Source organism: Streptomyces himastatinicus ATCC 53653 (assembly GCF_000158915.1).
Classification (GTDB): Bacteria; Actinomycetota; Actinomycetes; order Streptomycetales; family Streptomycetaceae; genus Streptomyces; species Streptomyces himastatinicus.
Genome location: NZ_GG657754.1, coordinates 3,783,801 through 3,794,989 on the forward strand (window position 1 = coordinate 3,783,801; position 11,189 = coordinate 3,794,989).

Annotated in this window: 10 protein-coding genes and 1 pseudogene; 6 read left to right on the forward strand and 5 right to left on the reverse strand. The window is 70.4% G+C overall.

The window, feature by feature from the left end:
• Positions 1-83: 83 nt before the first annotated feature.
• On the reverse strand, positions 84-1,046 hold the full coding sequence (locus SSOG_RS15290; protein ID WP_009715128.1) for a zinc-binding dehydrogenase: 963 nt from the start codon (positions 1,044-1,046) through the stop codon (positions 84-86).
• A gap of 139 nt (positions 1,047-1,185) precedes the next feature.
• On the reverse strand, positions 1,186-2,418 hold the full coding sequence (locus SSOG_RS15295) for an NAD(P)-dependent malic enzyme (protein WP_009715129.1): 1,233 nt from the start codon (positions 2,416-2,418) through the stop codon (positions 1,186-1,188).
• 514 nt (positions 2,419-2,932) lie between these two features.
• On the opposite strand from SSOG_RS15295, the gene SSOG_RS15300 reads away from it, so the two are divergent.
• From SSOG_RS15300 to SSOG_RS15310, 3 genes are read left to right on the forward strand one after another with little or no spacing between them, the layout of a single operon-like run.
• A complete protein-coding gene (locus SSOG_RS15300; protein ID WP_009715130.1) occupies positions 2,933-3,895 on the forward strand; it encodes an ABC transporter substrate-binding protein in 963 nt (320 codons plus the stop codon).
• Between the two features lie 49 nt (positions 3,896-3,944).
• On the forward strand, positions 3,945-4,883 hold the full coding sequence (locus tag SSOG_RS15305) for an amino acid ABC transporter permease (protein ID WP_009715131.1): 939 nt from the start codon (positions 3,945-3,947) through the stop codon (positions 4,881-4,883).
• On the forward strand, positions 4,880-5,641 hold the full coding sequence (locus SSOG_RS15310; protein WP_009715132.1) for an amino acid ABC transporter ATP-binding protein: 762 nt from the start codon (positions 4,880-4,882) through the stop codon (positions 5,639-5,641). The genes SSOG_RS15305 and SSOG_RS15310 overlap by 4 nt, the downstream gene beginning before the upstream one ends.
• 79 nt (positions 5,642-5,720) lie before the next feature.
• Here SSOG_RS15310 and SSOG_RS15315 read toward each other — a convergent pair whose 3' ends face one another.
• Positions 5,721-6,497, reverse strand: coding sequence for a class I SAM-dependent methyltransferase (locus SSOG_RS15315; RefSeq protein WP_009715133.1), 777 nt, complete (start codon positions 6,495-6,497; stop codon positions 5,721-5,723).
• Positions 6,498-6,601: 104 nt separating this feature from the next.
• Here SSOG_RS15315 and SSOG_RS15320 point away from each other — a divergent pair, with 104 nt between their 5' ends.
• On the forward strand, positions 6,602-7,270 hold the full coding sequence (locus SSOG_RS15320; protein WP_009715134.1) for a CGNR zinc finger domain-containing protein: 669 nt from the start codon (positions 6,602-6,604) through the stop codon (positions 7,268-7,270).
• On the opposite strand, the pseudogene sodX reads toward SSOG_RS15320, so the two are convergent.
• Positions 7,195-7,638 (reverse strand): annotated as a pseudogene (sodX, locus tag SSOG_RS48445) (nickel-type superoxide dismutase maturation protease); the annotation flags it as partial. The gene SSOG_RS15320 and the pseudogene sodX sit on opposite strands and share 76 nt — an antisense overlap.
• Positions 7,639-7,815: 177 nt before the next feature.
• Between sodX and sodN the strand changes: the two are divergent.
• Together sodN and SSOG_RS15330 are read left to right on the forward strand one after the other, a co-directional pair.
• Positions 7,816-8,211: a superoxide dismutase, Ni gene (gene sodN / locus SSOG_RS15325; RefSeq protein ID WP_009715136.1), complete on the forward strand. Its 396-nt coding sequence runs from the start codon at positions 7,816-7,818 to the stop codon at positions 8,209-8,211.
• 81 nt (positions 8,212-8,292) lie between these two features.
• Positions 8,293-10,674 carry a SpoIIE family protein phosphatase gene (locus SSOG_RS15330; RefSeq protein ID WP_009715137.1) on the forward strand — a complete coding sequence of 794 codons (2,382 nt, stop codon included), beginning with the start codon at positions 8,293-8,295 and terminating at the stop codon, positions 10,672-10,674.
• A 24-nt stretch (positions 10,675-10,698) separates the two neighbouring features.
• Here SSOG_RS15330 and SSOG_RS15335 read toward each other — a convergent pair.
• Positions 10,699-11,189, reverse strand: a 491-nt coding sequence (locus SSOG_RS15335) for a pyridoxamine 5'-phosphate oxidase family protein (protein WP_063631566.1), incomplete at its 5' end; no start/stop codon positions are given.

Consider the following 11,189-nt stretch of genomic DNA (forward strand, 5'->3'; position numbering starts at 1 on the left):
CAAATATGACCGCCGATCAGGGCCCGTCCCTCAGACCGCCATGCCCCTCAAGACCGCCATGCCCCTCAAGACCGCCATGCCCCTCAGACCGTCAGTACGACCTTGCCGAACAGATCGCCGCCCGCCATCTTCTCGAACCCCTCGCGGGCCCGGTCCAGCGGCAGCGTCGAGTCGATCACCGGCCGCACTCCCCGCGCCGCGCAGAAGCTCAGCAGGTCCTCCAGCTCGTCCTTGCCGCCCATCGTCGACCCGACGACCTTCAGCTCCAGGAAGAAGATCCTGTTCAGCTCGGTGGCCTGCGGGTTGGGGCCGCTGGTGGCGCCCGAGATGACGAGCGTGCCGCCCGGCTTGAGGGACTTCACCGAATGCGACCAGGTCGCGGCGCCGACCGTCTCGATCACCGCGTCCACCCGCCGCGGCAGCCGCTCCCCCGGCTCGTACGCCCCCTCGGCGCCGAGTTCGACCGCGCGCTTGCGCTTGGCCTCGTCCCGGCTGGTGGCGAGCATCCGCAGCCCGGCGGCGGCACCCAGCACGATCGCGGCGGTGGCCACGCCGCCGCCCGCGCCCTGCACCAGCACGCTGTCGCCAGGGCGTACACCCGCGTTGGTGAACAGCATGCGGTAGGCGGTCAGCCAGGCCGTCGGGAGGCACGCGGCCTCCTCGAAGGACAGCTCCTTGGGCTTGGGCAGCAGATTCCAGGTGGGGACGGTGACCTTCTCCGCGAAGGTGCCCTGGTAGCGCTCGGTGAGGATGGTGCGGGGCTCACGCGGTCCGACGCCGTGACCGCTCTGGCCGATGACCGAGTGGAGGACGACCTCGTTGCCGTCCTCGTCGATCCCGGCGGCGTCACAGCCGAGGATCATCGGCAGTGACTCCTCGCCGAGCCCGACCCCGCGCAGCGACCAGAGGTCGTGGTGGTTGAGCGAGGCGGCCTTGACGCTGACGGTCGTCCAGCCGGGGCGCGCCTCCGGCTCGGGGCGCTCGCCCAGTTCGAGGCCGCTGAGCGGCTGGTCGCGGTCGATACGTGCGGCGTAGGCAGCGAACATGATCCCGACCATAGGCCGCGTCGGAGGGCGACGGAACCACGCCGCGATGTGAGTCACACCGCCCGGCCGCAACAGCGGGGCCGGGCCGTCCCGTGGACGACCCGGCCCCGCGCGCCGGTCGGCGGACCATGTGGCTACCTCAGCGGCGCGCCACGCCCTCCGCGCGGGCGGCGGCGGCCACGGCCGCGGTCACGGCCGGGGCGACCCGCTCGTCGAACGGCGAGGGGATGACCTTGTCCGCGCTCAACTCGTCGGCCACGACGGAGGCCAGGGCCTCGGCAGCGGCGAGCTTCATGCCCTCGGTGATCCGGGAGGCCCGGACCTGGAGGGCACCGGCGAAGATGCCGGGGAAGGCGAGCACGTTGTTGATCTGGTTCGGGAAGTCGCTGCGCCCGGTGGCGACCACGGCCGCGTGCTGGTGCGCGACCTCGGGGTGGATCTCCGGGTTGGGGTTGGCCATCGCGAAGATGAAGGCGCCGGGCGCCATCTTCGCCACCGCCTCCTCCGGCACCGTGCCGCCGCTGACGCCGATGAAGACGTCGGCGCCGTCCATCGCGGCCTCCAGCGAACCGGTGAGTCCGGCCTTGTTGGTGAAGCCGGCCAGCTCGCGCTTGACCTCGGTGAGGTCCTCGCGGTCCGTGGAGACGACGCCCTTGCGGTCGCAGACCGCGACGTCTCCGATGCCCGCCTCGGTGAGGATCCGGGCGATGGCCACACCGGCGGCGCCCGCACCCGAGATGACGGCGCGCAGCTGCCCGAGGGCGCGGTCCGTCAGCTTGGCCGCGTTGCGCAGCGCGGCCAGGGTGACGACCGCCGTGCCGTGCTGGTCGTCGTGGAAGATCGGGATATCGACGCGCTCCTGGAGCTTGCGCTCGATCTCGAAGCAGCGGGGCGCGGAGATGTCCTCCAGATTGACGCCGCCGAACGAGGGCGCGAGCCGGACGACGGTCTCGACGATCTCGTCCACGTCCCGGCAGTCGAGCGCGATGGGCACCGCGTCCACACCGCCGAACTGCTTGAAGAGGATCGCCTTGCCCTCCATCACCGGCAGGGATGCCTCCGGGCCGATGTCGCCGAGCCCGAGCACCGCGCTGCCGTCCGTCACGACGGCCACGACCTGGGACTTCCAGGTGTAGTCGTGGACGAGTTCGGGCTGTTCGGCGATTGCGCTGCACACCTTGGCGACGCCCGGCGTGTAGGCGAGGGACAGATCGTCCCGGTCGCGCACGGGCACGGTCGCCTGGACGGCCATCTTGCCGCCGCGGTGCAGCGCGAAAGCGGGATCGAAGGGCTCTCCGTCGGTCACTCCGTCGGCTCCTTCGCCGCTGTCGCTTGCGTTGTCGCTGCGAGGATTCACCATCTCCGCTGCCACTTTTAGACCCCTTTGTCGTTTTTCTGTCGAGGGTAACCGCCCCAGGTTGGGGGCGGGCGGGCACCGCGTCCGGTGCCGCGGGGCAGATGACCGCCACGCGGAATCAGATACGGACGCCGGACGCGTCGCACTCGCGTCCTGAGCCCCGGATGAGGGGGGTAGCCGTCTGTTCTACCGGAAGCGTGCACCCAGAACGAGCGACTTCCGTTGCGGTGGTGTTCGGAAACTTCTCATAACCGTCGGAAGCGGTCGAAGCAGCCTCGAATATGCATGCTGCTGTCACGCGTCATTCGCCGCATGATCACAATTTCGTACCGCTCCCCGCACCTGGGCTGTACAGCCCGGTGTCCGTTTCCTGTGCACCACGGGGATCGCCCGTTATCCGATTTTGACATGGATCGCCGCCCGGGCGTGCCCGTCCAGATGGCAAGATGCCCCAATCACACGAGATCGCGACACCCAAACGCGTGTTCCCGACCCTCGGACTCCCTCTCACCCTGCCGGAGGAACCAGCATGACCGCCAGCTTCACGCGCCGTCGGGTCACCACGAAGTCCCGGACGGCCGCTGTCGGCGCCGTCGCGATCGTGGGCGCCCTGCTGCTGACGGGCTGTGGCGACCAGACCAACAAGGCGAAGCAGGGCAATTCCAGCAACGCCGCCGACAAGGGTCCGCTCTTCAGCAAGCTGCCGCAGAAGATCCAGGACGCGGGTGTCATCAAGGTCGGCTCCGACATCAACTACCCGCCGGTCGAGTTCAAGAAGAACGGCAAGGTCATGGGGCTCGACCCGGATCTGGCGAACGCGCTCGGCAAGGAGCTCGGCGTCACGTTCGAGTTCAACAACGCCACGTTCGACACCCTGCTGTCCGGTCTGCGGTCGCAGCGCTACGACATCGCCATGTCGGCCATGACCGACAACAAGGGCCGTCAGGACGGCGTCGACCCCGACACCGGCAAGAAGGCCGGCGAGGGCGTCGACTTCGTCGACTACTTCACCGCCGGCGTCTCGATCTACACCAAGAAGGGTGCCGATCAGTCCATCAAGACCTGGGACGACCTCTGCGGCAAGAAGATCGTCGTGCAGCGCGGCACCGTCTCGCACGATCTGGCCAAGGCGGAGTCGAAGAAGTGCGAGAAGAGCGGCAAGAGGAAGATCGCGGTCGAGGCGTTCGGCAATGACACCGAGGCCCAGACCCGGCTGCGCGGCGGGGGTGCCGCGGCGGGGTCCAGCGACTTCCCGGTGGCCGCGTACGCGGTGAAGACCTCCGGTGGGGGCAAGGACTTCCAGCTGGTCGGCGAGCAGGTGGACGCCGCCCCGTACGGCATCGCCGTCTCCAAGGACAACACCGAGCTGCGCGACGCCCTCCAGCAGGCGCTCGCCCTCATCATCGCGAACGGCGAATACGACAAGATCGTCGCGAAGTGGGGCGTCAAGGACGGCGCGGTCACCAAGGCCATCATCAACGGCGGCAAGTGATCCCGGCCGACCCTGAAGCTCGCGCGCTCGCGCTGAAAGGCACTCACCCGTGACAACGAAGATCGACAAGACGGGGCCCGTCGGCACCCCGTCTCCCGCACCGGAGAACATCAAGGCCATCCCGGTGCGGCACTACGGCCGCTGGATCTCCGCGGTCGTCGCCATCGCCGTGCTGGCGATGCTCGTCTACGCCTTCGCCAAGGGCGATGTGAACTGGGCCGCCATCCCGGACTACTTCTTCGACGGCGAAGTCCTCAAGGGTGTCCGCAACACCATCTGGATCACCATCCTCTCGATGGTGCTCGGCGTGGCCCTCGGCATCGTCCTGGCCGTGATGCGGCTCTCGAAGAACCCGGTGACGTCCTCCATCGCCTGGGGCTACATCTGGTTCTTCCGCGGCACCCCGGTCTATGTGCAGCTGCTGGTGTGGTTCAACCTGGGGCTGGTTTTCAAGTACATCAACATCATGCCGATCTACAAGGACGAGTGGTCGGACTTCATGACCCCGTTCCTGGCCGCCCTGCTGGGCCTCGGGCTGAACGAGGCCGCGTACATGGCGGAGATCTGCCGGGCGGGCATCCAGTCCGTCGACGAGGGCCAGACCGAGGCCGCCCAGGCGCTGGGCATGAGCCACGCCAAGACGCTGCGCCGGGTCGTCCTGCCGCAGGCCATGCGGGTGATCGTGCCGCCGACCGGCAACGAGTTCATCAACATGCTCAAGACCACCTCGCTGGTGATCGCGGTCCAGTACTGGGACCTGCTCCAGGCCACCTCGGAGGTCGGCCAGAACTCCGGCGCCACCGCCGAGATGCTCTTCCTCGCCGCCGCCTGGTACCTGATCCTCACCTCGGTGCTCAGCGTGGGCCAGTACTACCTGGAGCGCTACTACGCGCGCGGCACCTCCCGGAACCTGCCCACGACGCCGTTGCAGCGCATCCGGGTGAACCTGCTGTCCGGCTCCAACCGCCAGGGAGGCGTGAGCGCATGAACGCCATGGTGAAGGCCGAGGGCGTCCACAAGTCCTTCGGCGCCGTACAGGTCCTCAAGGGGATCGACCTCGAGGTCGCCCCGCGCGAGGTGTTCTGTCTGATCGGCCCGTCCGGCTCCGGGAAGTCCACCTTCCTGCGCTGCATCAACCACCTGGAGAAGATCAACTCCGGGCGGCTGTACGTGGACGGCGACCTGGTCGGCTACCGGCAGAAGGGCGACAAGCTCTTCGAGCTGAAGGACCGCGAGGTCGCCGCCAAGCGCCGCGACATCGGCATGGTCTTCCAGCGCTTCAACCTCTTCCCGCACATGACCGCGCTGGAGAACGTGATCGAGGCGCCGGTGCAGGTCAAGCGGGAGACCAAGGCGGTCGCCCGGGAGCGGGCTCGGAAGCTGCTGGACCGGGTGGGCCTCGCCGACAAGGCGGGCAACTACCCCTCGCAGCTCTCCGGCGGTCAGCAGCAGCGGGTCGCGATCGCGCGGGCGCTGGCCATGGAGCCGAAGCTGATGCTCTTCGACGAGCCGACCTCGGCGCTCGACCCGGAGCTGGTCGGGGACGTCCTCGATGTGATGCGCGGGCTCGCGGAGGACGGCATGACGATGATCGTCGTCACCCATGAGATGGGCTTCGCCCGGGAGGTCGGCGACTCGGTCGTCTTCATGGACGACGGAGTGGTCGTGGAGTCCGGGCTTCCGCGTGAGGTGCTGACGAACCCGCAGCACGAGCGGACGAAGTCGTTCCTGTCCAAGGTGCTGTAGGTCCCGTAGGTCCTGTAGGTGCTCCAGGAATACGACGCGAGGGCGGTACGGGCGCGATGCCCCGTACCGCCCTCGGCCGTTACTTGAGCCCGAGCACCATCGCGTCCGAGACCGAGCACCACACGGGCCGCGCCTCGGCGAAGCCCGCCTCGCGCAGCGCGTCCGCGTGCCAGCCCGCGGACTGCACCTCGCCGTCCGCGTGGTCGCCGTCCGCCGGGTTGCCGAAGATCGTGAACCGCTCGGCGACGGGCTCGGCAAGCACCGGGTCCGCGGCGGCGGCGCTCCACCAGTCCACCCAGTCCTGGGCGCCCTCGGCCTTCGCCCGGGCCTGCCGCTCCTTGCGGTACGTACGGTCGGCGTCATTGAGCCGGGGGGTGTCGGGGTCGGGCATGTGGTCGGCGTTCAGGAACACCCCGTCGTCCCGGAGCACCCCCGCCACCTGGCCGTACAGCGTCCGGAGTTCATCGGAGCGCAGCCAGTGGAGGGCGGTGGCGGTGAGCACCGCGTCGTACGTGGGGTGCGGCAGCCGCCCCGTCCAGCCGGGGTCGCGCAGGTCCACGCTGACGAAGGTGATGCGGCCGTCCCCCGCGAAGTGCCCGCGGGCGATGGCCAGCAGCGCGGGGTCCAGATCGACGCCGGTGCTGGTGGCGCCGGGGAAGCGGCGCAGGGCCCGATCCGAGATACTGCCCGTGCCGCACGCGAGGTCGAGGATTCTCGGCTCCGGTCCGACGAGTGCCTCGACCGCGTCGAGCATCGCCCGGAACCGCTCCTCACGATCGGGGAGGTACCACTCCTGCTGCCGGTCCCAGCTCCGTTGCCACGCCTGCCAGTCCGCCGCGGCGAGGGTGTCCGTCATCGCGCTCCTCCAAGCCGTCGTTGTCCGTAATACCCTGGCGCGTAGAGCGCCCATTACCCGACCTGACCGAACCGACCCTAGACCGCCCCCGGTAAGGACCACAAGTGGAACTGGCTTATTACTCAGATCTCGCCGTGCGTCTGGTCAACAGCGAGGAGCCCGCACGCGGCACCGACGCGCTCACCTCGGTCGACGCCGTACGCACCCTTTTCGGCGAGAGCCAGCAGGCGACCCGGCGCGCGACGGACGCCGACGTCACCCGGCTGCGGTCGGTCCGGGCCCGGCTGCGCGCGGTCTTCGAGGCGGCGGCGGACGGGGACGAGGTACTGGCGGTGGACCTGCTCAACGCGCTGCTCATCGAGTTCCCGGTGAGCCCGCAGATCTCCGGGCACGAACTGCGGGACGAGGACGGCCGCCCCAACTGGCATATGCACATCGCGGACTACGCCGCCAACGCCAGCGCCGGATTCGCCGCGACCGCCTCCATGGGGCTCGCGTTCCACCTCACCGAACTGGGCGCGGACCGGCTCGGCATCTGCGAGGCCCCGCCCTGCCGTAACGCCTACCTCGACACATCGACAAATCGATCCCGACGCTACTGCTCCGACCGCTGCGCCACCCGCGCCAACGTCGCCGCCTACCGCGCCCGTAAACGCCTCGACGCCGGCCGCCCGGGCGACCCCGCGCCCGCCGCGCCCCTGGCCCGCGACCGCGACCGCACCGGCCGCACCGCCGACACCGCCCACGACAGCAGCCCCGCCATCGACCGCTGACCCCGGGTCCCGGGCCGCCCCGGCAGCGGCCGCACCCGCACCCACGCCCGGGCCACCACCAGCTCGTCAGGTACGACGCCGAACTCCCGGCTGTCGTTCTCCACGTCCGGGTTGTCCCCCATCACCCACCAGCCGCCCTCGCGGCGCTCCACCGCGCGCTTCACGATGAGCAGGTCCTGCCGGAACGGATGCCGGAGCACCACCACGTCCCCCGGCCGCACGGGAACCCTGTACCGCACCACCAACTGGTCGCCCGGGTACAGCGACGGCTGCATCGACGGGTTGTACACCTCGGCCAGCCCCATCCGCAGCAGTCCGTGCTGCTCGCGGCCCTTCTCCTGCCCGCGATCGTGCAGCTGCTCCTGCATCACGGCACCTCCGGTCCGTACGCCACCATCCGCCCACACCATCCCAGGTCACACGCTCAGCCACCCCGGAGTGTCACCGGACTTTTGACCTAAGCCCCCCGGGGCACTCGAGAAAAGCCTTCCCGCACGGAGTAATCTCGCACCTGAGAAGACGATCACGAATGGAAGGACAGCTCTATGCTCTCCCGCCTGTTCGCCCCCAAGGTTCAGGTCAGCGCACACTGCGACCTGCCCTGCGGCGTATACGACCCGGCCCAGGCCCGCATCGAGGCCGAGTCCGTCAAGGCCGTCCAGGAGAAGTTCCAGGCCAACGAGGACCCGCACTTCCGTGCCCGCGCCACCGTCATCAAGGAAGAGCGCGCGGAGCTGGCGAAGCACCACGTCTCGGTGCTGTGGAGCGACTACTTCAAGCCCCCGCACTTCGAGAAGTACCCGGAGCTGCACCAGCTGGTCAACGAGACCCTGAAGGCGCTCAGCGCCGCCAAGGGCTCGACCGACCCGGCCACGGGCCAGAAGGCCCTGGACTACATCGCCCAGATCGACAAGATCTTCTGGGAGACCAAGAAGGCCTGACCCGGCCCCGGGGCCGACAGGCCCCCTGCCCGCACCCGGCCCGCCACCGCGGCCGGGTGCGGTCTTCTTTTAACACCCATACTGGAACACGTGGACGAAGCGGGCGCGGCGCGGGTCACCGTCAGCGGCGATGCCACGGTGACCGGCTGGAACGACGGCGCCCGGCGGCTGCTCGGATACCCGCCGCCGGAGGTGGTGGGGCGGTCCGCCGCGGCGCTGCTCGCCGAGCCGGTCGACGGGGTGGCGGAGCGGGCCCGGGCGGTGCGGATGCGCTGGCGCGGCACGCTGGCGCTGCGCCACCGCGACGGGCACCGGATGGAGGTGGCGCTGCTGGCCCACCGCACCGGGAACAGCTGGCTGCTGGTCGCCCCGCTACCCGCCGACGACGCCGCGGCACCCTCCGATGCGACGCTCCTGACCTGGGCGTACGCCCAGTCGCCCTGCCCCATGGCGATCTACGACACCGATCTGCGGCTGCGCAACGCGAACGCCGAGATGGCGCGCGTCATCGGCCTGCCCGAGAGCGACCTCCAGGGGCTACGGCTCGCGGACATCGGCGGGAAGCTGCGCAGCGAGGGGCTCGAGGCGCTGATGCGGCATGTGCTGCGGACCGGCGAACGGCGCCATGTGGAGACGTATCCGCGCACCGGCGGCGAGGCGCGGGAGCACGCCTGGTCGGCCCACTTCGCGCCGCTGAAGGCCAGGGACGGTGAGGTGCACGGCGTGTGCCTGGCGGCGCACGACATCACCGAGCAGTACCGGGCCAGGCAGCGGCTGCTCCTGCTGAGCGAGGCCAGCGTACGGATCGGCAGCACCCTCGACATCACCCGTACCGCGCAGGAGCTGGCCGAGGTGTGCGTACCGCGGCTGGCCGACTTCGTGAGCGTCGACCTGCTGGACCGGCTCGACCAGGATGAGGAGCCGTCGCCCGGCCGGCTCACCGGCCCGATCGCGCTGCGCCGCACCGCCCACACATCGATCTACGAAGGGACCCCGGAGGCAGCGGTCGAGCTGGGGAAGGTGAACACCTATCCGGAGGTCTCCCCGATGGCCGAGTGCCTGGTGGCGGGGCGGCCCATCATCTACGCCGCCGACGATCCCGTCATCAGGGAATGGGGCGCCCTCAAGCCGGTCCGCGCCGCCAAGATCCGGGAGTTCGGCATCCACTCGGTCATGTCCGTGCCGATCCGGGCCCGGGGAACGACCCTCGGGGTGGCCGTATTCACCCGCCACCGCCGCCCCGGGCCGTTCACCCAGGACGATGTGCTGCTGGCCGAGGAGATCACCACGCGGGCCGCGGTCTGTGTGGACAACGCCCGCCGCTTCACCCGGGAGCGCGACACCGCGCTGGCCCTCCAGCGCAGCCTGCTGCCGCAGGCGGTGCTCCGGCCGTCGGCGGTGGAGGTGGCGTCCCGCTATCTGCCCGCCGGGCCGTACACGGCGGCGGGCGGGGACTGGTTCGATGTGATTCCGCTGTCCGGGGCGCGGGTCGCCCTCGTGGTGGGCGATGTGGTCGGCCACGGCATCCAGGCGTCGGCCACCATGGGGCGGCTGCGCACCGCGGTACGGACTCTCGCCGATGTGGATCTGCCGCCGGACGAACTCCTCACCCACCTCGACGACCTCGTGATCCATCTGTCCGCGGAGGCCGGGGACGAGGAGACCGCCGGGGACGTCGGCGCCACCTGCCTGTACGCGGTCTACGACCCGGTGACCCACCACTGCGCCATGGCCGCGGCCGGACATCCCGCACCGGCCGTGGTCACCCCCGGCGGCCCGGTGGAGTTCGTGAACCTGCCGGTGGGTCCGCCGCTGGGGGTCGGCGGGCTGCCGTTCGAGGTGATGGACCTCGAACTGCCCGAGGACACCGTGCTCGCCCTCTACACCAACGGCCTGCTGGGCGGCTGGGACCGGGACGTGGACGAGGGACGCGTGCTGCTGGCCGACGCGCTGACCCGCCCCGCCGCCTCCCTGGAGGGCACCTGTGACTCCGTCCTGCGCGCGCTGCTGCCCGAGCACGGCGTGCTGGACGACGTCGCCCTGCTCCTCCCCCGCACCCACGCCCTGGACGCGGCGCACGTGGCCACCTGGGACGTGCCCGCCGACCCGGCTTGTGTCGCCCGGTCCCGCCGGGACGTCACCGAGCGGCTGACCGACTGGGGTCTGGACGACGCCGTGTTCACCACCGAACTGGTCGTCAGCGAGCTGGTCACCAACGCCATCCGGCACGCGCTGCCGCCCATCCAGCTGCGCCTGATCCACGACCACTCGCTGATCTGCGAGGTGTCCGACGCCAGCAACACCGCCCCGCATCTGCGCCGCGCCCGCACCTTCGACGAGGGCGGCCGCGGACTGCTGCTGGTCGCCCAGCTCAGCCGCCGCTGGGGCAGCCGGCAGACCGCGGAGGGGAAGACGATCTGGGCGGAGCAGCGGCTGCCCGGCGCCCCGCCCGACCTGGGCTGATCCGCCGAAGCCGCCACCTGGATGTCAGAAGCGCCACCGCGTCTGGCTGTACTCCCCCTTGCGGAAGCCGAACGCCCGGGCCGGGGCGACCTCGTAGACCAGCGCCTCGCCGCCCTCGTGGTGGAAGGCGCCGTCCCGCACCCGGAAGCGCCACTCCTCGCCGTACTTCGCCACGTACGCGTCGGCGACGCGCCGCAGCCGGTCCTCGTCGCGCACGACGGCCGCGTCGCCCTCGACGACCAGGTCCAGCCCCTCGTGGAAGGCGCCTTCGCCCGTGGCGAGCACGCAGTGGGGGTTGCGCGCGAGGTTTCTGGCCTTCTGCTCGTCGGGCCCGGTGCAGAAGTACAGGGCGCCGTCGAGCCAGACCGCGATCAGCGGGGTGACGTGCGGGCGGCCGTCGGGGCGCACGGTCGACACCCAGTACATCTGTGCCTCCGCCAGTCCCGCGCGGCCCTCGGGCCAGCTGGTGGCGGTGGCGTCCGGGCTGCTGAAGCGGGTGTCCAGCTCGGTGCGCG

Excerpts from the sequence above, each read along its gene's own strand:
- SSOG_RS15290 (WP_009715128.1), bottom strand. The coding sequence starts at position 1,046 with ATGTTCGCTGCCTACGCCGCACGTATCGACCGCGACCAGCCGCTCAGC.
- SSOG_RS15300 (WP_009715130.1), top strand. The coding sequence starts at position 2,933 with ATGACCGCCAGCTTCACGCGCCGTCGGGTCACCACGAAGTCCCGGACG.
- SSOG_RS15310 (WP_009715132.1), top strand. The coding sequence starts at position 4,880 with ATGAACGCCATGGTGAAGGCCGAGGGCGTCCACAAGTCCTTCGGCGCC.
- SSOG_RS15315 (WP_009715133.1), bottom strand. The coding sequence starts at position 6,497 with ATGACGGACACCCTCGCCGCGGCGGACTGGCAGGCGTGGCAACGGAGC.
- sodN (WP_009715136.1), top strand. The coding sequence starts at position 7,816 with ATGCTCTCCCGCCTGTTCGCCCCCAAGGTTCAGGTCAGCGCACACTGC.